Annotated in this window: 21 protein-coding genes and 1 pseudogene; 13 read left to right on the forward strand and 9 right to left on the reverse strand. The window is 37.9% G+C overall.

Annotation, left to right across the window (positions count from 1 at the left end; translation table 11 throughout):
* Positions 1-232: 232 nt before the first annotated feature.
* Positions 233-2,341, forward strand: coding sequence for a M3 family metallopeptidase (locus D0T85_RS00700; RefSeq protein ID WP_163209220.1), 2,109 nt, complete (start codon positions 233-235; stop codon positions 2,339-2,341).
* 62 nt (positions 2,342-2,403) lie between these two features.
* Here the strand turns inward: D0T85_RS00700 and D0T85_RS00705 are convergent, their stop codons facing one another.
* Both D0T85_RS00705 and D0T85_RS00710 read right to left on the reverse strand, forming a co-directional pair.
* On the reverse strand, positions 2,404-3,360 hold the full coding sequence (locus tag D0T85_RS00705; protein ID WP_163209222.1) for a fimbrillin family protein: 957 nt from the start codon (positions 3,358-3,360) through the stop codon (positions 2,404-2,406).
* Positions 3,361-3,675: 315 nt separating this feature from the next.
* Entirely contained in the window at positions 3,676-4,521 is an 846-nt protein-coding gene (locus tag D0T85_RS00710; RefSeq protein WP_163209224.1) for a patatin family protein, read from the reverse strand.
* A gap of 249 nt (positions 4,522-4,770) precedes the next feature.
* Here D0T85_RS00710 and D0T85_RS00715 point away from each other — a divergent pair, with 249 nt between their 5' ends.
* The 4 genes from D0T85_RS00715 to D0T85_RS00730 all read left to right on the forward strand — a co-directional run bounded on the left by D0T85_RS00715 (position 4,771) and on the right by D0T85_RS00730 (position 10,380).
* Positions 4,771-5,934, forward strand: a complete 1,164-nt coding sequence (locus tag D0T85_RS00715) for an aminopeptidase C (RefSeq protein ID WP_163209226.1) — start codon at positions 4,771-4,773, stop codon at positions 5,932-5,934.
* A 140-nt stretch (positions 5,935-6,074) separates the two neighbouring features.
* On the forward strand, positions 6,075-6,965 hold the full coding sequence (locus D0T85_RS00720; RefSeq protein WP_203558386.1) for a radical SAM protein: 891 nt from the start codon (positions 6,075-6,077) through the stop codon (positions 6,963-6,965).
* A 687-nt stretch (positions 6,966-7,652) separates the two neighbouring features.
* Positions 7,653-8,861, forward strand: a complete 1,209-nt coding sequence (locus D0T85_RS00725; RefSeq protein WP_163209230.1) for an acyloxyacyl hydrolase — start codon at positions 7,653-7,655, stop codon at positions 8,859-8,861.
* 241 nt (positions 8,862-9,102) lie between these two features.
* The gene (locus tag D0T85_RS00730) at positions 9,103-10,380 is read left to right on the forward strand and encodes an O-acetylhomoserine aminocarboxypropyltransferase/cysteine synthase family protein (protein WP_163209875.1); all 1,278 of its coding nucleotides are present in this window, start codon (positions 9,103-9,105) and stop codon (positions 10,378-10,380) included.
* A gap of 76 nt (positions 10,381-10,456) precedes the next feature.
* Here D0T85_RS00730 and D0T85_RS00735 read toward each other — a convergent pair whose 3' ends face one another.
* From D0T85_RS00735 to D0T85_RS00750, 4 genes are all read right to left on the reverse strand, one after another.
* Entirely contained in the window at positions 10,457-12,049 is a 1,593-nt protein-coding gene (locus tag D0T85_RS00735; protein ID WP_163209232.1) for a DUF3352 domain-containing protein, read from the reverse strand.
* Positions 12,050-12,114: 65 nt separating this feature from the next.
* On the reverse strand, positions 12,115-12,876 hold the full coding sequence (locus D0T85_RS00740; RefSeq protein ID WP_163209234.1) for an MBL fold metallo-hydrolase: 762 nt from the start codon (positions 12,874-12,876) through the stop codon (positions 12,115-12,117).
* 122 nt (positions 12,877-12,998) lie between these two features.
* On the reverse strand, positions 12,999-14,021 hold the full coding sequence (gene murB, locus D0T85_RS00745; RefSeq protein WP_163209236.1) for a UDP-N-acetylmuramate dehydrogenase: 1,023 nt from the start codon (positions 14,019-14,021) through the stop codon (positions 12,999-13,001).
* 17 nt (positions 14,022-14,038) lie between these two features.
* On the reverse strand, positions 14,039-14,920 hold the full coding sequence (locus tag D0T85_RS00750) for a DUF4348 domain-containing protein (RefSeq protein WP_163209238.1): 882 nt from the start codon (positions 14,918-14,920) through the stop codon (positions 14,039-14,041).
* Positions 14,921-15,064: 144 nt separating this feature from the next.
* On the opposite strand from D0T85_RS00750, the gene kbl reads away from it, so the two are divergent.
* The 3 genes from kbl to D0T85_RS00765 are packed head-to-tail and all read left to right on the forward strand — an operon-like array spanning position 15,065 to position 17,172.
* The gene (gene kbl / locus D0T85_RS00755) at positions 15,065-16,252 is read left to right on the forward strand and encodes a glycine C-acetyltransferase (RefSeq protein WP_163209240.1); all 1,188 of its coding nucleotides are present in this window, start codon (positions 15,065-15,067) and stop codon (positions 16,250-16,252) included.
* A gap of 21 nt (positions 16,253-16,273) precedes the next feature.
* Positions 16,274-16,684, forward strand: coding sequence for a DUF2721 domain-containing protein (locus D0T85_RS00760; protein ID WP_163209242.1), 411 nt, complete (start codon positions 16,274-16,276; stop codon positions 16,682-16,684).
* A gap of 2 nt (positions 16,685-16,686) precedes the next feature.
* A complete protein-coding gene (locus tag D0T85_RS00765) occupies positions 16,687-17,172 on the forward strand; it encodes a YkgJ family cysteine cluster protein (RefSeq protein WP_163209244.1) in 486 nt (161 codons plus the stop codon).
* A gap of 495 nt (positions 17,173-17,667) precedes the next feature.
* Here D0T85_RS00765 and D0T85_RS00770 read toward each other — a convergent pair whose 3' ends face one another.
* Positions 17,668-17,844, reverse strand: coding sequence for a histone H1 (locus D0T85_RS00770; RefSeq protein ID WP_163209246.1), 177 nt, complete (start codon positions 17,842-17,844; stop codon positions 17,668-17,670).
* A 146-nt stretch (positions 17,845-17,990) separates the two neighbouring features.
* Here D0T85_RS00770 and D0T85_RS00775 point away from each other — a divergent pair, with 146 nt between their 5' ends.
* From D0T85_RS00775 to D0T85_RS00785, 3 genes are all read left to right on the forward strand, one after another.
* A complete protein-coding gene (locus tag D0T85_RS00775) occupies positions 17,991-18,632 on the forward strand; it encodes a helix-turn-helix domain-containing protein (RefSeq protein WP_239060607.1) in 642 nt (213 codons plus the stop codon).
* A 73-nt stretch (positions 18,633-18,705) separates the two neighbouring features.
* A complete protein-coding gene (locus tag D0T85_RS00780) occupies positions 18,706-19,326 on the forward strand; it encodes a hypothetical protein (RefSeq protein ID WP_163209250.1) in 621 nt (206 codons plus the stop codon).
* Positions 19,327-19,845: 519 nt separating this feature from the next.
* Entirely contained in the window at positions 19,846-20,973 is a 1,128-nt protein-coding gene (locus D0T85_RS00785; RefSeq protein WP_163209252.1) for a hypothetical protein, read from the forward strand.
* 542 nt (positions 20,974-21,515) lie between these two features.
* Here the strand turns inward: D0T85_RS00785 and D0T85_RS00790 are convergent.
* A complete protein-coding gene (locus D0T85_RS00790) occupies positions 21,516-22,826 on the reverse strand; it encodes an ATP-binding protein (RefSeq protein WP_163209254.1) in 1,311 nt (436 codons plus the stop codon).
* Between the two features lie 204 nt (positions 22,827-23,030).
* Positions 23,031-23,222 carry a tyrosine-type recombinase/integrase gene (locus D0T85_RS00795; protein WP_370459914.1) on the reverse strand — a complete coding sequence of 64 codons (192 nt, stop codon included), beginning with the start codon at positions 23,220-23,222 and terminating at the stop codon, positions 23,031-23,033.
* Positions 23,223-23,505: 283 nt separating this feature from the next.
* Between D0T85_RS00795 and D0T85_RS00800 the strand changes: the two are divergent.
* A pseudogene (locus tag D0T85_RS00800) lies at positions 23,506-24,734 on the forward strand (tyrosine-type recombinase/integrase).
* A 27-nt stretch (positions 24,735-24,761) separates the two neighbouring features.
* Entirely contained in the window at positions 24,762-25,976 is a 1,215-nt protein-coding gene (locus D0T85_RS00805; RefSeq protein ID WP_163209258.1) for a site-specific integrase, read from the forward strand.
* The last annotated feature ends 1 nt before the right edge of the window (position 25,977 follow it).

Genomic DNA, 25,977 nt, shown 5'->3' on the forward strand with positions numbered 1-25,977 from the left:
TTTATGGAGTACACCTCCATTGCCAATGATTTTTATTGTATAAAAAGAATTAGAGTAAAATCTAACTACTAATACTTTATTAGAATCATTTCAATCTTGATACAAAGATAAGAATAAAATTGAAATAATAACAGCCCCAAATATCCTTTTGGATGTCCTTTATCACTGTTTATTCGGTAATTATGCTTATATTTGCCTCAAACACACTAACTTATAAATATTATTAGAGAACATGAAAAAAATGATGATGGCTACTGCATTTGCTGCATTTTTATGCTCGTGCAACTCACCGGCGCCCCAAAACAACAGTGAGAATCCATTCTTTGCTGAGTACGAAACTCAATTTGGTGTTCCTCCATTCAACTTGATTAAGGCAGAACATTTTGAACCTGCATTGTTAAAAGGAATGGAAGAAGAAATGGAAAACATTGAGGCAATATGCAATAACCCTGACAATCCATCCTTCAAAAATACTATTTTGGCAATGGATCAGGGTGGAAAACTCTTGCGAAAGGTACAAACTGTATTTTATGGTTTATCGAGTGCCAATACTACCGACGAACTGGATGAGTTAAATAAAAAAATGTCGCCCTTGTTTTCTAAACATAGCGACGATATACGCCTGAATCCCGTATTATTTGCACGGGTAAAGTCTATTTATGATAAGAGAGATGAGCTAGGATTGGATAAAGAGCAAACAAAATTGCTCGAAGAAACCTACAAGCGTTTTGTACGTGGTGGGGCTAATTTATCGGAAGAACAGCAGGCAACACTTAGAAAATTGAATAGTGAAATATCTACACTACAGGTAACATTCTCGCAAAACATGCGGAAAGAAACCAATGATTACCAGTTGGTTATTGAAAATGAAAAAGATTTATCGGGCTTAACCGAAACACAGATTGCCAATGCTGCCATCGAAGCAAAAAATGCTGGTATGGAGGGTAAATGGATTATAAAGCTACAAAATCCGAGCGCATTGCCATTTTTGCAAAATGCTGATAACCGCGAGCTTCGCGAAAAGGTATTCAATGCCTACATTAACAGAGGGAATAATGGCAACGAATATGATAACAACGAAATTGTTAAGAAACTGATTACTTTGCGACTGCAAAAAGCAAAGTTGATGGGATACAACGATTTTGCATCTTTTGTGCTTGAGGAACGTATGTCGAAAAACGAGGCAAATGTATACAACTTATTAAACGAGCTTTGGGAACCTTCGTTAAAGAAAGCCAAAGAAGAACTGGCCGATATACAAGCTGAAATTGCAAAAGACGGTAAAAACTTCACTGCCGAAGGTTGGGATTGGCGTTATTACTTTGAAAGAGCTAAAAAAACGAAGTTTGATTTGGACGAAAGCCAGATACGCCCTTACCTGAAACTGGAAAACGTAAGAGATGGTGCTTATTATGTGGCCAATAAATTATATGGTATTACCTTTACACAAGTAAAGAATGTTCCGCTTCCACATCCGGATGCCGAACTTTTTGAATGTAAAGATAAAGATGGTACTCACCTTGGAGTGCTGTATATGGATTATTTTCCACGTAGTAGCAAACGTAGTGGAGCGTGGTGCGGAACTTATCGTTCGCAAACTTACCAGGATGGTAAACGTGTGGCTCCGGTTGTAACAATTGTTTGCAATTTCAGTCAGCCTACTCCCGGCCAACCGGCTCTTTTAAGTGCCGACGAAGCCGAAACATTGTTCCATGAATTTGGTCATGCCCTACATAATCTATTCAAAGATGTACATTATTATGGTATATCGGGCGTTCCACGTGATTTTGTTGAACTGCCTTCACAAATTATGGAACATTGGGTGTTTGAACCGGAAGTATTGAAAGTGTATGCCAAACATTATGAAACCGGTGAAGTTATTCCGGCCGAACTAATAGAGAAACTGGATAAGAGCGGAAAATATGGTCAGGGATTTGTTACTACCGAATATCTGGCAGCTTCTCTTCTGGATATGGATTATCATGTATTAAAAGAGATACCTGCTGATCTTGATCCTATCAAATTTGAAAATAAAGTACTGGGCGAACGAGGTATATTGAAACAAATTCCCTCGCGCTACCGCAGCACTTATTTTAATCATACAATGGGAGGCGGTTATACTGCCGGCTATTATAGCTATATATGGTCGGAAGTTCTGGATTGCGATGCTTATCAGGCATTTGTTGAAACCGGCGATATATTCAATAACAACATTGCTACCAATTTCCGTAAATATGTATTAACTCCCGGCGGAATTGATGATGCAATGGATATGTATGTGAATTTCAGAGGCAAACAACCCGCAACGGAACCTTTGCTGAAGAATAGAGGGTTAAATTAATTAGGAATTAGGAATTAAGAATTAAGAATTAAGTTGCCGCTGTAATTCTTAATTCCTAATTCTTAATTCTTAATTTCTAATGTAATTACAAAACTCTTCCCGGTTGTTTTCTTCTTGAACTGATTGCCATTGGCGTCTTTTAAGTTAACGCCTACTGTTACAAAAGAGTCTTTTGCTTTTGTAGTATATATTCTGAAAGTATAATCATAACCGGAGGTTCCCGGAACAATGGGAGCCGTTAATGTATAAGCCTTGTAAACAGGTGTTTCTATAGTCAACGAAACCGGAAACGACTGGTTTTCGAATTTGGTATTTGTATAAATCATCTTACCATTGGTTTCCGACATGATGTAAACCGGATAATCGTCGACCGGCAACCCAAACGATGCAGTTCCCAGTTCCAGATCAACAGAAGCCATAGAGTAAAGCCCTCCTTTAGCTCCTACTAATTCTATTTTTGTTATCTCGCCCCAGGTTTCGGCTGCTTTTTCATTCTCTGCCTTTATTCTTATTTCCAGCTTGGTAAGCAAGCGTTTAAATACCAACTGCGGACAATTGAAAGCATCTTTTTGTACTTCTGTTCTTCGTTTGTATACCTGAGCCGCTGCCATCAAATCCGTTTTTCCATCCAGTGTATACAAAGCAACGTTTCTTTCGGTTTGCCAATTATTAGCCGGATAAAGCCCTACAAAATAAACCGGATCATTATTATCGTTGGCAAAATACCTGTTACCGGTAAAACCTAATTCCTGGTAACTTCCCTGCGATGTACCATTACATGCAAAAGCAATAATACCATTTGCATAAGTTGGGTCGTAATCTCCGGCACAGGTAGATGCTAATACACGGGCGGTTAGGTTTTCGGAAGGATTGTAAGGAGTGCGGGTTTCATCAGCTTCGATCTTAGCACTTAGTTTAAATTCTACAGGCCCCATATTATTACAACGTGAAGTATCTTCACCAATACATCCTGCCGCAGCTATCGCTACAAACAGCACACAACATACTTCTTTTTTCATAGATAGTGATTATTAGTTCGATAATATTAGCCTGCCTTATTCATATTCCAGAATGGAAGTAGTTAAAGGGAGTTATCAGGAGCTTTGCTCCTTAGGAGTTATAGCTCTAAGATACTTCAAAGCTTTAACTCCTTTAACTCCTAGCGAAGCGATAACTCCTTCCATTCTGGAATGAATGCAGGTTAGAATCTTCAATATATCAAACCAAACGCTATCTTCCAAACCTTAATGTATTGATTTATGACTTAAAAGAGGAAGCATACATTAAAACAGAAAAAGGTACAAATTTTTGTTACACAACACAATACAAACAGGTTACAACAATTGCGAAGCGCATCTGTAGCCTTCTTCGTAAAAGGCTGTTAGCTTTTGTATGTCTCTTTCAACGCGGTCTACTGCTACCGGTTGTAACGGACGAATAACAGTTATTAAGCCCCTGTCTTCCATATCCTCTACCATATCCAATTGGGCGTTGTATATTTGGCTACGCTTGCTCAAAGCATCACGCATTTTGGGATATTTGCGATAAACAAAAGAAGGAATCCTGATATCCTTTGTTTCTTTGCGATATCCCCGGTTACGGGTAAGCACCACTACATTTCGATTGTTATATCCATCATCTATAGCCCGTTGCAGAGGGATAGAATCAACTATGCCACCATCGAGCATCGGAACACCATCTACATACGCAATTGGGCAAACAAAAGGCAAACTGCTTGAGGCTTTTACAATATCAATAACCCGCTTACTGTCGCTTTTTTCTTCAAAATAATTGGCTTCGCCAGTGATACAGTTCGAGGTTACCATAACGTAGCGTTCGGGAGTAGCAAAGTAAGCATCGTAGTCATAAGGCAATATACGTTCGGGGAAATCATGGAACAATAAATCAAAATCCATAATATTCCGCTTCTTAAGCAGGTACTTTATCCCTATGTATCTATATTTTTCCAACAGATCAATGTTACTATATTTGGCCCTTCCACGTTGGCGCGACATATACGAGAGTCCGTTACAAGCACCTGCCGAAACGCCGATTGTATAAGGGAAACGAATATCCTTATCCATGAAACAATCTAATACGCCACAAGTAAAGACGCCACGCATGCCTCCTCCTTCGAGTATCAATGCTGTAGACGGGGTTATTGCTATTTTACCATTCATTGTTTTAGTTGAAAGTTGAAAGAAGATTTTCTCCTTAAGTTTCTGCAAAATTAAAATTTTAATTAAGAATAAACAGATAATTCTTATATTTACCAACTATTGACTGGAAAGTAAACATGAAAACATATTCAAGAGTATTCAATAACAATTGAAGGAAACCTTGACGACTCTGTTTCTCAGCATTAAATGTGATTGATTTCTAAAATTAATGTATCTTTGACGCATAAATATAACTACATTATAATAATCATGAAAAAAATGCTACTAACCGCCGCACTGTTTGCTTTTGCTATCGGTACCCAGGCGCAGAATTTTGTTTTCACAACAGTTAAGGAAAACCCAATCACATCAGTTAAAAATCAAAATCGTTCAAGCACTTGCTGGAGCTTTTCCGGACTTGGATTTATGGAGTCGGAGCTTCTACGTACAGGAAAAGGCGAATACGATTTGTCGGAGATGTTTGTTGTTCATCATACAATGACCGACCGTGCCGAAAGATATGTAAGAATGCATGGCGATGGTGGTTTCTCGCCCGGTGGCAGTTTCTATGATGTTTTGTACACTTGGAAAAATTACGGAATAGTACCTCAGGATGCTATGCCGGGTATTAAATATGGTGAACCGTTGCCCATTCATAACGAACTCGATGCTGTAGCCGGCGGATATGTTAATGCTATTGCAAAAGGAAAATTCAGCAAGTTAACATCGGTTTGGAAACAGGGACTTAGTGCCGTTTACGACACTTACCTGGGAGAATTGCCCGAAACATTTACATACAATGGCAAGGAGTACACTCCAAAAACATTTGCTCAATCACTGGGCTTAAATCCCGACGATTATATTTCGCTCACCTCTTATACACATTACCCATTCTACACAGAATTCTCTCTTGAGATTCCCGACAACTGGCGCAATGCACTTTCGTGGAACGTTCCGCTAAACGAAATGATGAGTATTATTGACAACGCTGTAAACAACGGATATACTGTTGCATGGGCAAGTGATGTAAGCGAAATGGGATTCAGCAGAAACGGTATTGCTGTTGTGCCTGATATGGAACGTACTGACCTGAGCGGATCGGATATGGCTCGCTGGACTGGTCTTACTACCGAAGATAAGCGCAAAGAAGTTACTTCAAAACCCGCTCCTGAAAAAACAATCACTCAGGAAATGCGTCAAATGGCATACGATAACTGGGAAACTACAGACGATCATGGTATGCAAATTTATGGTATTGCGAAAGACCAAACAGGAAAGTCATACTACATGGTTAAAAACTCGTGGGGAACCAACAACACATTTAATGGAACCTGGTATGCCTCAAAAGCTTTTGTTGAGTACAAAACAATGAACATTGTAGTACACAAAGATGCTATTCCACGTGACATTGCCCGGAAAATGGGATTGAAATAATCCGGATATTAGAACACAGAGACACAGAGGCACAGAGTTTTTAAGTTACCATACGATGTATCTCATAACTCACTACTCATAACTCAAAACTTAAAACTCTGTGCCTCTGTGTCTCTGTGTTCTAATTAATGAATAACTATATGGAAATCCGGATAGAAGAAATTACCTGCGAGAACGCCCTTAATAAACTCAAGCGCAAAATACCCTATGGATGGGATTTAAATGTGTATCGTGGTTGCCAACATGGATGTCCGTATTGCTTTGCACAATATTCGCATAAATACCTCGACAAAGATAATTTTACCGGAGATATACTTGTAAAAACAAATATTGTAGAGAAGCTGGAACAGGAATTGCGAAGCCCACGCTGGAAACGCGAAGTTATAAATCTGGGTGGCGTAACCGATAGTTACCAACCAGCAGAGGCCGAATACAAAATCATGCCCGAAATCCTGAAACTGCTGATTAAATACAAAACACCTGCAATTATATCAACTAAATCCGATCTGGTATTACGCGATTATGATTTAATCGACCAGTTATCGCGCATAACTTATATAAATATTGCCGCTACCATAACCTGTATGGACGAGAACATCCGCAGTAAAATAGAACCGGGCGGCGTAACTTCGCTACGGCGTTTTGCTATGCTGAAAGAGTTCAGAAAAACAAATGCCTCTACCGGATTACATCTGATGCCTATTATTCCCTTTCTTACAGATAACAGAGAGAATCTGGAAACATTGTTCTATTACGCCAACGATAGCAAGGTGCATTATGCTTTACCAGGCACACTGTATTTGCGAGGGAAAACACGTAGCGTATTCCTCGATTTTATGCAAAAAGATTTTCCCCACCTCTTCGAATCATTCTCCCGCTTATACAAAACAGGAAGTGCCGGCCCTGAGTACAAAACAACGTTATACGAAATGGTAAACGAACTGCGAAGAAAATACAATGTTCAGTCGGGATACGCTAAGGTTATGAAAGAAAAAATGAATCCGCCCAATCCGCAGTTATCCTTGTTTTAGTGTTTTAGTCCAATGTTTCGCCTGCGTCTCTACTTTCATAGAACAAAAATAGTTTCATTATAACTTGGGTTTAAAAAACTAGTAGTTTCATTTTGTTTTCTACCAATGAAACTATTAGTTTTCTATATAGAAAACAAGTAGTTTCATGCATAGAAAACAAGTAGTTTCCTATATAGAAAACTGTTGGTTTCATACCGTGAAACTGTTGGTTTCATACTGAGAAACAGTTAGTTTTGTATAGAGAAACAAAAGGCATCCTACAGAGATGCAAAAACCGAATAACTAAATAACTAAAACAACCCCAAAGATATGAAAGTAACCAGTAAACGACATTACGTAATGACCTGATTTATGAAATCCTCAGCAAAATGTAATATATGGAACTGTGTATGAGGTAATTATGAGTAATAAGTGGTAAGTTTTGAGTGATGGGTTATGATACTTGTAATGGTACTTATGTTTTACTTTTTTGGGGAATGCAATAATGTATCATGTTGAAAATCAATTTGATAGGTGTGTTATGATACTTATGATGGTTTTTTGGGCAAAAATCTTCTGTAGCTGAATGTCTGCCCTATAACAGTTGGGATACGCTAAGGTTATGAAAGAAAAAATGAATCCGCTCGATCCGCAGTTATCTTTGTTTCAGTAAAAAGTCATATCTTTGCACGCAAATAAAACCGAAATATGAAAAAACTACTATGTATCTGCTTATTGAGCGGACTAATGGGATTTTCTCTGCATGCCAAAGATTTAACAAATGATTCCATAAAACCTAAATTGCCACATTTTCTTATTTTTAATGCATCTAACGGTGCTGTAATTCCAACCAACGACTTTGTTGCTGGTGAATATAAAATTCCACATTATTCTTCCTTTTCCATAAAATATGGACTAACCTCTACCGGCGACGACTGGAAAGACCATGCATATGGCATGCCTTATGGGGGAATTGGTTTCTATATGGCTAATTTTTATCGTAATCACGATTTAGGTACACCTTTCTCACTTTATTTCTTTCAAGGGGCACAACTATTCAGATTAAAACATAATCTGAGCCTTAATTATGAATGGAACCTGGGAGGCTCTTTTAACTGGAAGTGTTACGATCCGTTCGACAATCCCAATAATATAGCATTGGGTTCCAGTGTAAACATTCATGTGGCAGGTAATTTGTTTCTCAAATGGCGGTTATCCAAACATTTTGATATTCATTTGGGAGCAGGCTTCACACATTTTTCTAATGGTGCATATTCATTACCAAACAAAGGACTCAACATGGTTGCCGGCTTTGTTGAACTTGCATACTATTTTAACAGGAAAGACGATGAAGGCTTTGTTGATCGAAGCATAACACCTCCTCCATTCAGAAAAAAGATAGATCATGATTTAATGATTCTCATTTCGTCCAGAAATGCACGCGTAGATACCCTCAATACTGGCTTATCGAGTGAGTTTACAGATCGTAAGTTTAAAGTACTGGGTATAAGTTATGCTCGTTTGTTTCAAAATTCCTATAAATACAAATGGGGTCCTAGTATAGAATTTACTTACGATGAAAGTGCTGGTATTAAATCATGGAGACAGATACACCCTGAATCCGGAAAGATTTACGACAGGGTTAAGTTAGGTAAATTGGGCGATCGGTTTTCTTTGGGGGTTTCTTTAAAAGGAGAAATTGCTATGCCGGTATATTCTCTTTTCGCTAACCTGGGATACGATATTATTCATGCAAATGTTGTAGGTGCCCGGTTTTATCAGATACTGGGGGTAAAGGTTTACCTTAAAGATAACTTATTTGGCACATTTGGTATTAAGGCAACCAACTTCGGGAAAGCACAGTTCCTTTACTGGAATTTAGGTTATACGTTTAGTCAGGAAAGAAAAAAGAAATAATCCATATAACAAAATTCATATTAATTTGTTACTTTTACAATCATTATTCTCTGATTTCAAACAAATGCTATATAATATGATAACATTAAAAAAACGAAGCATAACACTTGTTGTCTTGTCTGTATTCTTCATGGGGACAAGCATTTATCCACAAAATTTGCTGCAAGAAGATATGCAATCTTATTGTTATTGATTATAAAAATAAACGTTTTGGTATATCACGTTAAAATTATTAATAAACATTATGTCTAAGTTTAAGCCCGAAACACTTTGTGTTCAAGCCGGATGGACTCCTAAGAAAGGAGAACCCCGTGTACTTCCTATTTATCAGAGTACAACATTCAAATATGATACAAGTGAACAAATGGCGCGTTTGTTTGATCTGGAAGACAGTGGCTATTTTTATACCCGTTTGCAGAATCCAACAAACGATGCTGTAGCAGCAAAGATAGCTGCATTAGAAGGTGGAGTAGCTGCAATGCTTACATCAAGTGGTCAGGCTGCCAACTTCTATGCCATATTTAATATATGCCAGGCAGGTGATCATTTTGTTTGCTCTTCGGCTATCTATGGTGGTACTTTCAACCTCTTCGAGGTAACAATGAAAAAGTTGGGTATTGAAGTAACTTTCGTTAATCCGGATGCTTCGGAAGAAGAAATATCCGCAGCTTTCAAACCTAACACAAAACTTTTGTTTGGAGAAACTGTTTCTAATCCATCACTCGAAGTATTGGATATTGAAAAGTTTGCTCGCATAGCCCATAACCACGGAGTACCTTTGGTGGTTGATAACACTTTTCCAACCCCAATTAACTGCCGCCCATTTGAATGGGGAGCAGATATTGTTGTGCATTCAACCACTAAATATATGGATGGACATGCAACAGCAGTAGGCGGATGTATTGTTGATAGCGGTAACTTTGACTGGGATGCGCATGCCGATAAATTCCCCGGACTATGTACACCAGACGAATCTTACCATGGCTTAACTTATACCAAAGCTTTTGGCAAAGGTGCATATATAACTAAAGCAACTGCCCAATTAATGCGCGATCTAGGAAGCATCCCCAGTCCTCAAAATTCATTCTTGTTGAATATTGGCCTCGAAACGCTTCACCTACGCATGAAACAGCATTGCTATAATGCGCAGAAAGTTGCCGAATACTTAGAAGCAAACGAAAAAGTTGCATGGGTAAATTATTGTGGACTTCCAGGAAACAAATACTACAAACTGGCGCAGAAATACATGCCAAACGGTTCGTGTGGTGTAATCTCTTTCGGTTTGAAGGGTGGTCGCGAAATTTCCATCAAATTTATGGATAAGCTTGAACTGGTAGCAATCGTTACTCACGTGGCCGATGCCCGTACCTGTGTGCTTCATCCGGCAAGTCATACCCATCGCCAACTTAGCAACGAACAGTTAATTGAAGCAGGTGTACGTCCTGACCTAATTCGTTTATCGGTTGGTATTGAAAATGTAGATGATATTATTGCTGATATTGAACAAGCGTTAAATTAGTAGTAAGAATTAAGTAAGTAGTAAGAATGCAATACTGTATAAATTCTTACTACTTACCCCTATAAGCTTATAATACTCATTGAATAACAGCCGCCTGCGCAGAAGAAGGAAATGCCTTCTCTTTATAAAGCAAAACAACATTTGGATACACAATACTATCCACACAAGTAAACTGAGACGAAAGAATAAAGTTCTCGAAGAAGTTACTGTTACGGAAAAAGAAATTCGGAACTAAACTAGAATACTCCGTAGGTTGTTTTTTTATCTCTCCCAAATCGGCTATTAACAAAAAAGAATATAAATCGGAGAGGTTTGCTTTTGTTTCCTCGTACATAACATCTGCTTCCAGTGTATTTCCCTTTTCAATATTATCAATATATGCAAGAATGCTATTGTTGTCGAGGCCAACAAGCATACTCCCTTTATAAAAACAAGCATACGAAAGTGTGGAAGAATTCGATGTTCCTGTTAGTTGCGATAGCAACGTGTTTTCGGGCAAAGAGTATATAGTATGCGTTCCAGTTACAGTGTTGGTAGAGAGATTGCGCAAGAAACGTTCGGCCCGGATTTGATTTGTAACAGGGATATTAATAACCATGCATGTATTAAATACCGAGTCGGATGGATAAAATATACAGGTTGTTGCCGAGTTTTTAGCATGTTCATTAAGGTAGCTCATTAACTCCCTGTTCTTATCTTTAATATATAACATCTGGCTTTGATCCTCTTTACCCATGCTGGTGAATTCGAAGATGCTTTCCAGATCGGCAACAGAATGCCTTTTAATATAGAATGTTGAAGCAGGAAGTATATCACCTGAGAGGTTTTCTACAGGCTTTTGATTTTTCAAAACATTCATAAATGTAACAGTAGAATCTTGTGTGTGGTTTACTCCGGCAAAATACATTATATCCGAATTAATCTTCAAACTGAATTCGGTCCATCCGCCCACACAGGTCTTTAAGCTGTCTTTGCCTATGTTTATTGAACTCATTCGTAGATGTACAATAGCCGGATGTTGATTTCGGGCAGTTGTGCGTTTGGGAGAAAATCCGGGATCGTTCAGAATAGATTTCTTAGACAGTTTGCTGTCAATTACCTGTTCAATTAATTTCTTCTGATAGCTTACAACCATAAAATCCGAGGTTATGTAGCAAGCCAGAAAACTATCATCGGGCATGGAGTAAATGCTAATCTCTTCTCCTTTGTAATCAAAGTATTTCGAAGGGAAGGAACTCTCACAATACTTCTTAATAAACCTGTCGACCACATCTTTATCGCCTACCCCCAGCCTACAGTAAAATACCTGATTCCTGTTATTGTCTGGTTCGTGAAAGCTAATCAGCATCTTGCTCATTTGCCTGCTGAAACCATGCGGTGTTTCGCTCAATAATGTATTTATATATTCTTTCAGTTGCGAGAAAAGTATGGAGATATCACTTAAACCCTCTGTGTTGCTGTAACTGAGTTCATTAATACCTTTCAGTAAATCAACAACGTTATCAGAGTCTACAATAGCTATTGCATTGGATGGAACAATTGAATAAAGATCAAAGTCTTCTGCTTTCTCTACCTTAGTCATTCTAAAGTAGAAAAGCACAACAAACCCTATACACAGAAGTACAACCGAGGTTATTGTAGCAATTTTGAGAACAGAGCGAAGCTTCATAGTATAGTCTTTATTTTTGAGATGAAACAAAAATAATAAATTCCGTAAACAAACGAAAATATTATCTAAAAAACTTCTAATTCAAGACCATCGTAAGTTAAATGCATTCCATTGGGTAAAGTAGCTTCTGCTTCTTTATGTAGTCCCATATGGTGGCTCATGTGAATAAACCAGGTTTGGCCGGCGCCTATCCTTTGGGCCACAGCTATGGCGTCATCTAATGTTTGATGAGACATGTGCGGTTCAATTCTCAGTGCATTCAATATCAATAAATCTAATCCTTCAAGATATTGGTACGACTCTTCGGGCATGGTTAACATATCTGTAATATACGCCATATTGTTTATACGATATCCAAGGATGGGTAGTTTACCATGAATAACACGAATAGGAACTATTTTTGTGTTATTTATATAAAACACTTCACCTTCGGCAATATCTTTTAAAACCACATCGGGAACACCTGGGTATTTAATATCCGTAAAGCAATAAGGCATTCTGTTCCTTAAGCGATTCCCAGTGTATTCTTCGGCATAAACAGTTACTTCGCCAAACCTACAAAAAGGTCTTAAATCATCTAAACCACCAACATGGTCATAATGTTCATGCGAAATAAGCACTCCGTCTATCTTGTTGAAATCTACGTGTAACATCTGTTCCCTGAAGTCGGGTCCGCAGTCCATTAAAAGAGTAGCATCATCTGTATAAATTAAGGCAGATGTGCGCAGTCGTTTATCTTTAGTGTCGGTAGAAGTACATACAGTACAATTGCATCCAATCTCAGGAACGCCAGTAGATGTTCCGCTACCCAATATTTTTATTTTCATGATAGCAATGTGCCAATATGCCAATGTGGCAATATGCTAATTGGCTGGCGCAATAAATTTTATAATTAAACAATTTACGATTCTCACATTGGTACATTAGTAATTGGCACATTGGCATATTCTCACATTGGCACATTAGTAATTATATAAACTTCGGGTTTGATTTCTATTCCAAACTGTTCTTTAACAGAAGTTCTTATAGCATCCGACAGTGCAATTATATCCTTTCCCGAGGCTTTTCCGGTATTTACCAGTACTAGCGCTTGTTTATCGTGTACCTTAGCCGGGCCGATTGATTTCCCTTTCCATCCGCTTTTCTCAATAAGCCATCCGGCAGGAATCTTTATCTCATCGGCACCTAACTCATAGAATGGAATTTCGGGATAATCTTTTTGTAACGTAATTAGCTTTTGTTTGTTTACAATGGGGTTCATAAAAAAACTTCCGGCATTGCCCTGAATGGCAGGATCCGGCAATTTAGAACCTCTTATGTTAAATATTGCCTGACGAACGTTTTTTAATGACGTTTCCGGAAACCCGGATAGCTCTGCCCGTATTGTGCCATAATCAAGTTTATACGATTCTTTCTTGTTCAACCGGAAACATACCGAAGTAACAATAACATCTTTCATTTCCGGTTCTTTGAAAATGCTGTATCGGTAAGCATACTGGCAGTTGTTGCGTAAATACGTTTTTTGCTCTCCTTTTATATTTACTGTTTCAACAGAATGAATAATATCTTTAACCTCTACTCCGTAAGCGCCAATGTTTTGTACGGCACTTGCACCTACTTCGCCGGGTATATTAGAGAGGTTTTCGGCTCCATACCATTTGTTTGCAACACAATGAGCTACAAAATCGTCCCAAACCACTCCCGAACCTACTTTAACCAACACATCGTTATCGTTTTCTTCAACAATGCGGATGGTGTTAATGCGCGAGTGAAGAATGGTTCCTTCAAAGTTATTGACGAATAACAGATTGCTGCCTCCACCAATATGTAAATAGGGTAGGGTAATCTGGTTGGTGCGGATCAGCTCGTATAAATCCTCTTCGGTATCGTATTCAATAAAACGGGTGGCTTTTACATCAATGCCAAAGGTGTTGTGTGATAATAGAGAATAATTATCAAAGTATTGTATCATGTCTGGAATATCTAATGTTAATTGCTGGTGTCTTCAAATCGGAACAACTCCCATCTTCCTTGTTTCTTTCTGAACGAAAGTGTATTTAGAAATCCATTTCCTACACCTTTCAGGTAAACAATTTTGGTAGGCGACTTATCATCGTTTTTTTGTCCGTAGTTGATGTTCGAAAACATTTCGGTGGGTAGTTCGGGGCGTAGGGTAAACCACTGATTCAAATCCATGGTTGTTTCAAGTATAGCAAAGTCATCATCCGGATCGGTTGTAATAAACTTCAGCGGATTACAGATGTGTTTTGTTTGAAAGGTGCTATCGGTAGAGAATTTGAGGAAGAAGTCAGCAAAGTCTTTCTTCTCTTCTTCTAAAGAATGCAGGTTAACAGCTTCGAGTATCCATCTTCCGTTAATGCACTCAAAGTAGTACTTCTTTAAGAGATGCGATTTCAAATATATCCATTCTATCTGAATGGAGCTTGGGTCCACCTCATCAAGCAGGTCGAAATCTTCTTCTTTATCAAACAATAATGTGTAATGGTTGTATTTATAGAATAAACTATCGTGCTGCCATTCGCTCTTCTCTAGCTTCAGAGAAGCGTTTTCTTTGTAATAGGGTAGGGGGAATACAATTCGCTTAAGCTGAAATTTCTTGTCCAATGCAAACTGATAAATAAAATCGTCAAAGTATTCGTCTCTCACTACTTCCGGTTCAGGATCTTCTACTTCTTCTAAAGTGTCTTTGAGAATAGTAGGTATGGTGTCGTTAACAACTATCATTGTATCTGTTTGTACAGCGTTGACAGATGTCTTCTTTTTATTTTCGCACGAAAATAAAAAGATTCCAAGCAAGAGTAGACTAATATGTACCTTAAACAATTTCAATCTTGAGTTAACTCCTTCCATTCTTTTAGGTTGGCAAAGTTAGACATTTTTTTTTCTGTATTCAACCAAAAAGTTATTGTTTATTCCAACAAAAATGGTGTCCTTTGCACTAAAATTGAGTTCTTGTTAAGAACTTAGTACTTTTAAACTTAAAACTTAAATCCTATGTATGGTAAAATGAAGGAATACCTCAGCAATACTCTTGCTGAAATTAAAGAAGCTGGTTTATACAAAGAAGAAAGACTGATTGAAAGTCCTCAGCAAGCAGTCATTAAAGTAAATGGAAAAGATGTATTGAATTTCTGTGCTAATAATTACCTTGGATTATCAAATAATCCGCGTTTGATTAAAGCCGCCCAGGAAATGATGGATCGCCGGGGCTATGGAATGTCGTCGGTACGCTTTATATGTGGTACACAAGATATTCATAAAGAACTGGAAGCTGCTATAGCCGAATATTTCCAAACAGAAGATACCATATTATATGCCGCATGTTTTGATGCAAACGGTGGAGTATTTGAACCTCTCTTTACAGATGAAGATGCAATTATTTCCGACTCTCTGAATCATGCCTCGATTATTGATGGTGTACGTTTGTGTAAAGCAAAACGTTACAGATACGCCAATGCAGATATGGGCGAACTGGAGAAATGTTTGCAGGAAGTACAGGCACAACGTTTCCGTATTATTGTTACCGACGGTGTGTTCTCTATGGACGGAAATGTAGCACCGATGGATAAAATATGCGATCTGGCCGAAAAATATGATGCCCTTGTAATGGTAGACGAATCGCACTCGGCTGGTGTAGTAGGTGCCACTGGTCATGGAGTAAGTGAATTATTCAATACATACGATCGTGTTGATCTCTATACCGGTACACTTGGTAAAGCTTTTGGTGGTGCATTAGGTGGCTTTACTACTGGTAAAAAAGAAATTATTGACTTACTGCGTCAACGCAGCCGTCCTTATTTGTTCTCTAACTCGTTGGCACCTGGCATTATCGGAGCAAGTATTGAAGTATTCAATATGTTGAAGGAGAGCAATGAACTACATGATAAACTTGTTGAAAATGTAACTTATTTCAGAGATAAGATGCTGGCAGCCGGATTCGATATTAAACCTACACAAAGTGCTATTTGTGCAGTTATGCTATACGATGCAAAACTATCGCAGGTTTTTGCTGCCCGGATGCAGGAAGAAGGAATATACGTAACCGGATTCTATTATCCTGTAGTACCACAAGGTCAGGCACGTATCCGTGTGCAACTCTCTGCCGGACACGAAAAGGCTCACTTGGATAAGTGTATTGAAGCCTTTATTAAAGTAGGTAAAGAACTCGAAGTACTAAAATAGAATTGCTCAAACTAATCCGATATGGAAGAATTAACCTTGACAACTCCTACACTTTTGTTTTCGGCTGTTTCGCTGATACTGTTAGCTTACACCAATCGTTTTTTATCGTACGCTCAATTGGTGCGTACCTTGAAAGACCGGTATGTCGAAGATCCGTCTGAGGTAACTGTAGGACAGATTCTTAATCTACGGAAAAGAGTCTATCTAACCCGGACAATGCAGATATTAGGAATTGGAAGCCTGTTTCTATGTGTTGTTACAATGTTTTTTATTTATATCGGATTACAGTTGCTATCTGTATACGTATTTGGAGTAGCGTTACTTTTATTAATAGCATCTCTGGGAGTATCAATTTGGGAAATACAAATATCTACTCATTCTTTGGATTTGTATCTGGGAGATTTAGAGGGAAAAGTAGGTAAAGTAAAGTGATTATGGATTTACCTCTTTTACCCGATAAAGCTAAAAAAGTAGAGAAAGAAATAAAAGCTTTCTTTAAAAACTTAAAGAAGAGCAAGATACGCGAACTGGACGATGTTATTCATGAAATTCATGAAGATGTTTTTTCCGAAATAGATTGTTTGGATTGTGGTAACTGTTGCCGTACTCTAGGACCAATGATTACCAATAAAGATATTGACCGTATAGCTAAAACCCTTCGTAAAAAGCCGGTTGATGTAATTAGTGAATATCTGAGGATTGATGAAGACAATGACTATGTGTTCAAATCAATGCCTTGTCCTTTTCTGGGTACCGATAATTATTGCTCCATTTACGAAGATAGGCCAAAGGCATGCAGGGAGTATCCACATACCGACCGGAAGAAGTTTTATCAAATCCATGCACTAGCCATTCGTAATGCACAAACCTGTCCTGCGGTTTATAATATTCTTGAGCAGCTTAAAAAGACAATGGGTTAGTAGTTAGTAGCTAGTAGTTAGTAGCTAGTAGTTAGTAGCTAGTAGGTGGTTAGCTAGTAGTTAGTAGCTAGGGAAGGTGCTCAATAATTTAAACATTAATATCAAGTATACAAGCATATTTCCGGACCGAAGGTCCAGTTTAGTTCAGCCCCAGGCATTCGCCTGGGGTAAGTAATGACCTCATACACAGCGCCCTGATAAGGGCAACTTAATAAGGTAATGCGAAAAATATTATATAAATAGGCTGAAATTTTATTGAATTGGACTTTCAGCCCGCTGTTGTGTGGTAACTTGCCAACCCTAGGTGCCGCTTTGCTCTACCTAGGGCTGAATTAAGTTGGACCTTCGGCCCGGAAATATGTTTATTACACTAGCTACTAGCCACTAGCTACTAGCCACTAACTACTAGCTACTAACTACTAGCTAAATTATACTAAAAAAGGAGATATCCTTTAAAAGATTATCCCCTATCTTTAATTCCTAATTAATCAGAAATTAGTTTTTAGAAGCTTCTAAAGATGCTTTTCTGAACTCTTTCATTAGTTTTTCAATTTCCAATGAAGCTTTACGAGCGCGAGTACCAGCAGCTTTATTGCCATTTTCGATTTGAGCGCTAGCGTCTTTGTTAAATCCAGCTACTAGCTCAGCCATTTTTTCAACCAGTTCTTTCATAATTACTATATATCTATGTTAATAATGTGGGGCAAAAATACATCCTTTCCGGAAATAAACGAATATTATTAGCTTTTTTTTTAAAATAATCTTCGATTTTGTTAGAATAAACAACTGATTGAACTTTTTTATATACTTTTGTGGGCATGAAATCACCGAAGGAGATGAGAACCGTGCATGTCATGATATCAGAAGGAGAACATCAGATGCAGGATTTTAAGTTTGAGATTTCCGATGCCCGGAAGATAGCCCGCACCCTGTCGGCCTTTGCAAATACACAAGGAGGGCGACTGCTGATAGGAGTAAAAGACAATGGTAAAATAGCCGGAGTTCGTTCTGAAGAAGAGGCATATATGATTGAAGCCGCTGCACAATTGTATTGTTCGCCGGCAATTCAGTATTCAATGGAAGCTCAGCTAGTAGAAGGAAAACAAGTTTTAATAGTATATATAGAAGAGAGTAAACAAAAGCCCATATATGCCAAAGACGAAAATGGAAAACTATTGGCTTACATTCGAATAAAAGACGAAAATATACTGGCCACCCCTGTGCATCTCAGAGTTTGGCAGCAAGAAAGCAAAACAGATGGCCAGCTAATTGCATTTACAGATCGTGAACAACTTTTAATCAGTTTGATGGATAGCGATATACCTCTGTCTATTAATCGCTATTGCCGTAAAGCAGGAATATCGCGTAGAGCGGCTGAGCATCTTTTGGCTAAGTTTATTCGCTATGACATTGTAGAAACCGTGTTCGAGGATCATCGGTTTTATTTTAAGTTGAAGTGAATGGGGTATTCTGAAAGATATTTTTGTATTTTTGCATGCCAACATGAAATTAATAATATAAATAATAATTGCAATGAGTATATTCTCTAAATTATTTGGTAAAAAAACAAACGAAACAGTAGGCGATGTTGAAGACTTCTCCCTACTTACCCGTGTGTATTTCCAATCGGTTATTGCAGTGAATCTGGGTATTACCAACATTAACTTTGTTCCTGATGTAGCTACGTTTAAGCGACTATTTAAAGTGCCTACACAGGGTGGTAAACTGGGACTAGGCGAAAAATCGCGTTCACGCAAAATGTTGATGCAAGATTATGGCTTGAGCGAAAGCTTTTTCAAAGAAATCGATTCATCAATTAGGAAGAACTGTAAGAACCAGAATCAGGTACAATCTTATTTAGCATTGTTTCAGGGCTTCTCAAACGATTTAATGATGCTGATGGGAAACCTTATGCAATGGAAATTCCGTATGCCGGGATTCTTTAAGAAAGCTCTCTATGCAATGACTGAAAAAACAGTTCACGACATTGTTACAAAGAAAGTATGGAAAAAAGACGATGTGCATAAAACGGCCACTGCTGTTCGTACCTACAAAGAAAGACTGGGATTTTCGGAACAGTGGATGACTGAATATGTGTACCACATTATAGTTCTTGCCAAGAAAGAATCAAGAAAGAAAAAAAACGAAGACTAACAGTTAAAAACAACTGTTGTTTGCAACTTGAATAACGGTGGTTTGCAACCCAATAACGGTGATTAGTACTGCTAATAACTGTTATCGAGGTTGTAAATCACCGTTGTTTTTATGATAACTACATTTGGCTCCAATCCGAGACTTTTATTGTAATGGATGTAACGGAATGAAGGGAAGTTGTTGCTGGATTATTTATGTTTTTAAATATCCCTGTAGAAGAATTTCTCTGTCTCCTTCTTTTACAAAAGAAGGTGCCTCCAATGCCATTGCGGCATGGCGCTCTTTCGGCTTTCGCCCATCTCTATCAGGTATATCAAAAAAACATTATTGACAGGAGAACCTCCTTTAATGCATTTCTATAAATATTAAATGTTTGAGAAGTAAAATTATAGGGTATATCCGAGGTTTTGTGCGGTTTTGAGGTATGTGGCAGCAGTATGTGGCGTTGGTTTGGCAGTGTAGCTCTTATCTATATGGAAATTAGGTTGAAATGCACGAAAAACCTTATCTTTGCAAACGATGAAAGGAAAATTACAGTTAAGAAAGCCCGAAAATTGGCAAGATTTTGAAACTCTGTGCAAAAAGTTATGGGGAGAGATTTGGGAATGTTCCAACATAAAGAAAAATGGGAGAAGTGGACAGAAACAATACGGAGTAGATATTTATGGTATTCCTAATGGTGAATCGGCATATTATGGAATCCAATGCAAAGGTAAAGATGATTATTCTTATTGCCAATTAACGGAAAAGGAAATAGATGACGAATTAAATAAAGCTTCAATATTTCAACCACCTCTGAAAGGGTTCTATTTTGCTACTACCGCTAATAAGGATGCTAAAATTGAAGAATATATTAGAAGAAAGAATATAGAGAGCATTACGCAAGGAGGGTTTTCAATTGATGTTTTTTCTTGGGAAGATATTGTTGATTTAATAGAAGAAAACCAGAAAACATTTAATTGGTATGTCCATGACTTTCAATACAAAGATTCATATAATATTGAAATAAACATTGTAAATAACGACAAAAATAATCCATTTATACTTTATCCAAAATTCTACAAAACGACAAAGAAGTATGAATTAAGCAGGCCTAATGATATGAATTTTTTATTGTCGCAAATGCCTAAGTTCAACACAAGTCTATTCCCTTTTCATAATACAAGCACTAACTACCAGTGGTGTACTCTAATTTTGTATATTAAAAATATCGGAGGTATATCTATTGAAGACTATAAAATTGACATTCGTTTTAACGAAGAAGAAATAGACGAATTAGATACTTCTTACGGAGTTTCTAATAATCCTTTATTGAGCGATACTATGAGGGCGGAACTTCATAGGAATGCAAGCCAAAAACGTGAAGTCTTTTCATATTCCAATTGTAGCAATGGACTGCTAATTCAACCAAAAAATAATTTGGTTCAAAAGGAAACCGATAATTTTAAATTTTATGTAAAACCGAAATATGGAATAACTGAATTATCTATTAATTGGAGATTGTTGGCGAAAAATTTCTCTTTAGATGGTGAATGTAAACTAAAAGTAGAAGCACAAATAGAAGATAAATCAATTGTTGAATATGTTGATTCGGAAGTAGAATTAAAACCTGTTGAAATAATTATTGAACCAAAGATCGTAGATTGATAAAAACTTTATGAAGTAATAAGGTTACTTAGCAAATGTATCCTACCGGAACCTATCGCGGTCATCAAACTCGTAACTACCGCGACAATCTCCAGTTCATTGCTAGCGACACAAGGCGTACTCAGAAGCCAAACTTTCCGAAGCCTTCACCAAATGCCTTGAAGCAGGTATTTTCCTCTTCATCAGGCCCAAAGAAAAAGGACTAAAGTAGGTTGTTTAGTCCCTATTTCAGTCCTTTGTTTTGCTAAATTGCTGATTGTCAGCATTTGTTTGCGGAGAGAGAGGGAACGGAACGATAAATTCCGATTGTCCTGTATGATACGAGGTTAAGGCTACTTCGCCTTTTCTTTAGTAACTATTTAGTAACTGATTTCTGTCCAGTCTTGACTTTCGACTGTCTTTTCCTGTCCACAAGCTTCATATCAGCTTTCAGGTTCAAATATACGAACTTTTTGAATCTTACAAAAATTAATTGAATATCAAGTCGTTCTCCAGTGCAAGGTGCAGCCTATTTATATATAGGCTGCACCTTGCACTGGGCTTTACATATCATTCATAGATAAGCCTCTTAATTCAACCTTATATTTTGCAAGTTCTTTTTTGATTGAATCGGCTTTCGCCTGAAGTAAAGTCATGTCAATTTTCTTGGGGTTACGCTTTACCTCGGCAACAATAGCCGTTTTATCCAAATCATTCAAGGCAATCAGGTCTATCTCATTTTCGCCTTTATTGTCCCAATAGCTACCGATAGCGGTTATCCTCTCCTCTTCCGCCATTTTAGCCCGAAAGTATTTTTCCAAAGTGAAACCGCTATATTGCTCATAGTTCTTATTAATAAACTCACGAAGCAAGTCATATTTCCCCATTTCAATCAATGACTGATTCGGATAAATAAATCGAAACCAAAAACGAAGGTAGTTGTCATTCAAACTCCAACGAGCTTTTCGGCTTTCCGGCTTCGAGAACATGGGCTTGTTCTTTGTGATAAGGGAGTATTCTTTTTCTAAATTGACCAAATATGCCCCGGTATTTTTCCCAATAATAGAATCTATTTCACTTTGGGTTGTTTTCCCGGAAGCGATTAACTGTAAGATAGAAAAATAAGTTCCATACTCTTTTCCAAACTCAGAGATAAGCAATTCTTTGCCTTCCCCGATAAAGGGAGAATCAGGACGTGTAACCATATCCAGTATCTTATCCTTTGTTACAGCTCCGGCTTCCATAAGAAGGTCAATATACTTGGGAATGCCACCCGTCAGCATATAGAGACACAGAAGATCTTCCGAATTATATTTCGGATTATAATCGTTCAGGATTTCTTTTATTACACTAACGGCGAAAGGTTGCTGTGTTATTTTTGAGGTAAGTCGCCCGAATAACGGTTCTTTCCTGTTCTCAAAAATTTTCATCATCATCGAATAGATAGAACCGGAAGCAATAAAGTTGATCTTAGTCTTATCCTTGTACTGATCCCAAAGATTCTGAACATCGCTGAATATGGACGAATTTACATTATCAAACTCTTGAAACTCATCTATGATAAGCGTATAATGTTCCTTCGTGGCAAAAATCAATAACTGCTCAAAAAGGTCTTTGAATCGGGTAATCGAGCCGAATATTTGCAATCCTAAAACATCTGCTGCATCTTTCTGAAACTGTTCGCAAAGAAGTGGTTCGCTTTTACGGGAAACAAACAGATAAAGATACTTCTGTCCCTTTACAGATTCAAGTAAAAGGGAGGTCTTGCCGATACGACGACGACCAACCATAACCGTAAAACAGGAACTCCTCTTCGATTGCTCCAATGTACGGGCTAATATCTCTAACTCCGCTGTTCTGTTATAAAACTTCATATCTCATGTTATTTAATACTCATTATCTTAATGGCGGTTACAAAAATAAGAAGAATATTTCAATCCGCCACTATGTATATTAGGTTATTTTAATGATGATTAAAATAATCACCATTAAAATATAGATAAGAGGATTTGTAGCTTGAAGCATTCATGCTATTTTATTTAACTTTTGTGAGTATAGACGAATAGTTTATTTCGTGCTTACAACTGAAAATCTGCCAACTTTTCCTCCAACGATTCCATATCAGCATTAAGCTTTGTATCCGTAATTCGAGCATAGAGCTGTGTTGTTCGCACATTCTTATGTCCTAATAATTTAGCAAGGCTTTCCATCGGCATACCATTAGATAAAGCAATAGTCGTAGCCATTGTGTGCCGCGCTGTATGAAAAATTAGTAGTCAGAATAGGTATGAGAAGGTAAGAAGCGAATCGGATAACACCATTGTAATTCAGTGATTTGAGTAAAATTGAAGTTTGGAGCATAAGCAGTTCTACGAAGAGTTTCAGTTACCAAATCGTTACCTTGCCAGTTACCGAAGGAAAATGGGTAACAATAGCAGAGTGAAGAATTATGAGGGACGGTGCTAATGTTCTGATGTGCTGCGATTTGCATAACAATGGGCGCTTATAAAACAGGTAACTTTGCCGTCGGCAAAGCCCACAAATTATAAGCGTATGAAAATTGAAAAATTCAAGGTTCTGCTATACCTTAAAAAAAATAGCTTGGACAAATCGGGTAAGCTCCGATCATGGGAAGAATCACTGTGAACAATTCCATGTCTCAATTCAGTTTGAAACTTTCATGTACTCCTTCGTTGTGGAATCCACGAGAGAGCAGGCTCAACGGCAAAAGTAGGGAAGCAGTGGAAGTGAACGGCAAAATCGAAATGGTTTTATTATCAGTGCATTCTGCATTCGACAGTCTTGCCGAAAGAAAAATTCCTTTTGATGCTACGAAAGTAAAAGACTTGTTTCAAGGTAGCATGACAAAACAAACAACCCTACTTGCCATGTTTGATTACCACATCGAACAAATGCAGGCTCGTGTCGGCATCGACCGTTGTGCTACGACTATTCCGACTTATACTTATACCCGACGATTCGTTGTTGAGTTTGTCGAGAAGAAGTTCAAAACTCGTGATATTGCTTTCGGACAACTTACTGAACAGTTCATTCGGGATTTTCAAGAGTTTTGTTTAGGGGAAAAAGGCATGGCAATGGACACCGTTCGTCATTTCCTTGCTATTCTGAAAAAGGTTTGTAAAATAGCCTATAAAGAGGGACATAGTGAAAGGCACTTCTTTTCCCATTACAAATTACCCAAACAGAAAGAGACCACTCCCAAGGCACTTACTCGTGAAGATTTTGAGAAACTTCGGGACTTGGAAATTCCCGAAAGTCGTTGTTCTCATGTCATAACAAGAGATTTATTCCTGTTTGCCTGCTATGTCGGTACTGCCTATGCAGACGTTATCAGTATTACAAAGGAGAATTTGTTTACAGATGACGAGGGCAATCTTTGGCTTAAATACCGCAGGAAAAAAAATGAACATTTGGGACGTGTCAAACTTCTCCCCGAAGCCATTGCATTGATAGAGAAATACAAAGACGAAAGCCGGGAAACTTTATTTCCGCCACAGCATTATGCTACTCTTCGTTCGAATATGAAAGCCCTTCGAGTTATGGCTAATTTATCTCAAGATTTAGTCTATCATGTTGGGAGACATTCATTTGCAAGTTTGATTACGCTCGAAGAAGGAGTGCCGATAGAAACAATCAGTCGTATGCTCGGACACAACAATATTCAAACCACTCAAATCTATGCTCGTGTTACTCCAAAGAAACTTTTCGAGGATATGGACAAGTTTATCGAAGCAACCCAAGATTTTAAATTAATTCTATAAACCACTAATCTGTAAATCAACAAAAATATGAGAAGTACATTCAAAATATTATTCTATATTAATAGAGGAAAAGTAAAGACAGACGGAACAACTGCCGTTATGTGCCGGATCAGCATTGACGGAAAAATTTCGGTTCTTGCAACAGGTATCTATTGCCAGCCCAAAGATTGGAATTCCAAGAAAGGCGAATTGAAAATCGGCGGTAGCCAAATAAAAACCGGAAGGGAAAATAATCGTCTTGCAGAATTTCACCGACAGGTAGAGCAGACCTATGAGCGTATTCTTAAAGAGCAAGGAGTTATTAGTGCAGAATTACTTAAAAATACGATTGTGGGAGTAAATTCTGTTGCCAATTATTTGTTGAAAGGTGGAGAGGTTGAAATTGAACGCTTACGTCTTCGTTCATTGGAAACCAACTCCACGTCGACACTTCGACAATCCAAGCTCACACAACGTAATTTGAAATCCTTTGTCGAATCACGCGGAATCCAAGATATTGCCTTTGAGGATATTACGGAAGAATTTGGAGAATCATTCAAGCTGTACTGCAAAATAAATTTAGGTTTTACGGCTACCCATACCAATCGACACTTATGTTGGTTGAACCGACTGATTTATATCGCTGTTGACCAAGAAATTATAAGAGCCAACCCGATAGAAGATGTTCTCTATGAAAAGAAAGCCCCTCCAAAATTGAAATACATTACTAAAAATGAATTGAAACAAATTTTGGAAACACCATTTGAAGACCCAATGATGGAGCTTGTCCGCCGGGCGTTCATTTTTTCCTCACTGACCGGATTAGCGTATGTAGATGCTCAACGATTATACCCGCGACATATTGGAAAAACGGCAGAGGGAAGATTGTATATTCGTAAACAGCGTGTAAAAACAAATGTAGAAGCATTTATTCCGCTTCATCCGATAGCCGAACAAATTCTTATGTTGTATAATACAACCGATGACAGTCAGCCGGTGTTTCCACTACCAAAAAATCGAGACCTTGCATGGCGAGAAATCAATCAGATAGGAATTTGCCATGCTTTCAAAGAGAATCTCTCCTACCATAAAAGCCGACATTCATTCGGAACCCTTTTACTTTCGGCAGGTGTTTGTATCGAATCCGTAGCCAAAATGATGGGACACGCTAATATATCCACAACGCAAGGATATGCGCATATTACCGACCAAAAGATTTCCGAAGACATGGACAGACTGATTGCCCGTAGAAAGGTATCGTGAA

The sequence above is a fragment of the Bacteroides sp. 519 genome (assembly GCF_010500955.1).
GTDB lineage: Bacteria > Bacteroidota > Bacteroidia > Bacteroidales > Bacteroidaceae > Bacteroides.

What these genes read in the sequence shown, in the direction of transcription:
- D0T85_RS00700 (WP_163209220.1), top strand. Translation starts at nt 233, where the DNA reads ATGAAAAAAATGATGATGGCTACTGCATTTGCTGCATTTTTATGCTCG.
- D0T85_RS00705 (WP_163209222.1), bottom strand. Translation starts at nt 3,360, where the DNA reads ATGAAAAAAGAAGTATGTTGTGTGCTGTTTGTAGCGATAGCTGCGGCA.
- D0T85_RS00710 (WP_163209224.1), bottom strand. Translation starts at nt 4,521, where the DNA reads ATGAATGGTAAAATAGCAATAACCCCGTCTACAGCATTGATACTCGAA.
- D0T85_RS00715 (WP_163209226.1), top strand. Translation starts at nt 4,771, where the DNA reads ATGAAAAAAATGCTACTAACCGCCGCACTGTTTGCTTTTGCTATCGGT.
- D0T85_RS00720 (WP_203558386.1), top strand. Translation starts at nt 6,075, where the DNA reads ATGGAAATCCGGATAGAAGAAATTACCTGCGAGAACGCCCTTAATAAA.
- D0T85_RS00725 (WP_163209230.1), top strand. Translation starts at nt 7,653, where the DNA reads ATGAAAAAACTACTATGTATCTGCTTATTGAGCGGACTAATGGGATTT.
- D0T85_RS00735 (WP_163209232.1), bottom strand. Translation starts at nt 12,049, where the DNA reads ATGAAGCTTCGCTCTGTTCTCAAAATTGCTACAATAACCTCGGTTGTA.
- D0T85_RS00740 (WP_163209234.1), bottom strand. Translation starts at nt 12,876, where the DNA reads ATGAAAATAAAAATATTGGGTAGCGGAACATCTACTGGCGTTCCTGAG.
- murB (WP_163209236.1), bottom strand. Translation starts at nt 14,021, where the DNA reads ATGATACAATACTTTGATAATTATTCTCTATTATCACACAACACCTTT.
- D0T85_RS00750 (WP_163209238.1), bottom strand. Translation starts at nt 14,920, where the DNA reads ATGGAAGGAGTTAACTCAAGATTGAAATTGTTTAAGGTACATATTAGT.
- kbl (WP_163209240.1), top strand. Translation starts at nt 15,065, where the DNA reads ATGTATGGTAAAATGAAGGAATACCTCAGCAATACTCTTGCTGAAATT.
- D0T85_RS00760 (WP_163209242.1), top strand. Translation starts at nt 16,274, where the DNA reads ATGGAAGAATTAACCTTGACAACTCCTACACTTTTGTTTTCGGCTGTT.
- D0T85_RS00765 (WP_163209244.1), top strand. Translation starts at nt 16,687, where the DNA reads ATGGATTTACCTCTTTTACCCGATAAAGCTAAAAAAGTAGAGAAAGAA.
- D0T85_RS00770 (WP_163209246.1), bottom strand. Translation starts at nt 17,844, where the DNA reads ATGAAAGAACTGGTTGAAAAAATGGCTGAGCTAGTAGCTGGATTTAAC.
- D0T85_RS00775 (WP_239060607.1), top strand. Translation starts at nt 17,991, where the DNA reads ATGAAATCACCGAAGGAGATGAGAACCGTGCATGTCATGATATCAGAA.
- D0T85_RS00780 (WP_163209250.1), top strand. Translation starts at nt 18,706, where the DNA reads ATGAGTATATTCTCTAAATTATTTGGTAAAAAAACAAACGAAACAGTA.
- D0T85_RS00785 (WP_163209252.1), top strand. Translation starts at nt 19,846, where the DNA reads ATGAAAGGAAAATTACAGTTAAGAAAGCCCGAAAATTGGCAAGATTTT.
- D0T85_RS00790 (WP_163209254.1), bottom strand. Translation starts at nt 22,826, where the DNA reads ATGAAGTTTTATAACAGAACAGCGGAGTTAGAGATATTAGCCCGTACA.
- D0T85_RS00805 (WP_163209258.1), top strand. Translation starts at nt 24,762, where the DNA reads ATGAGAAGTACATTCAAAATATTATTCTATATTAATAGAGGAAAAGTA.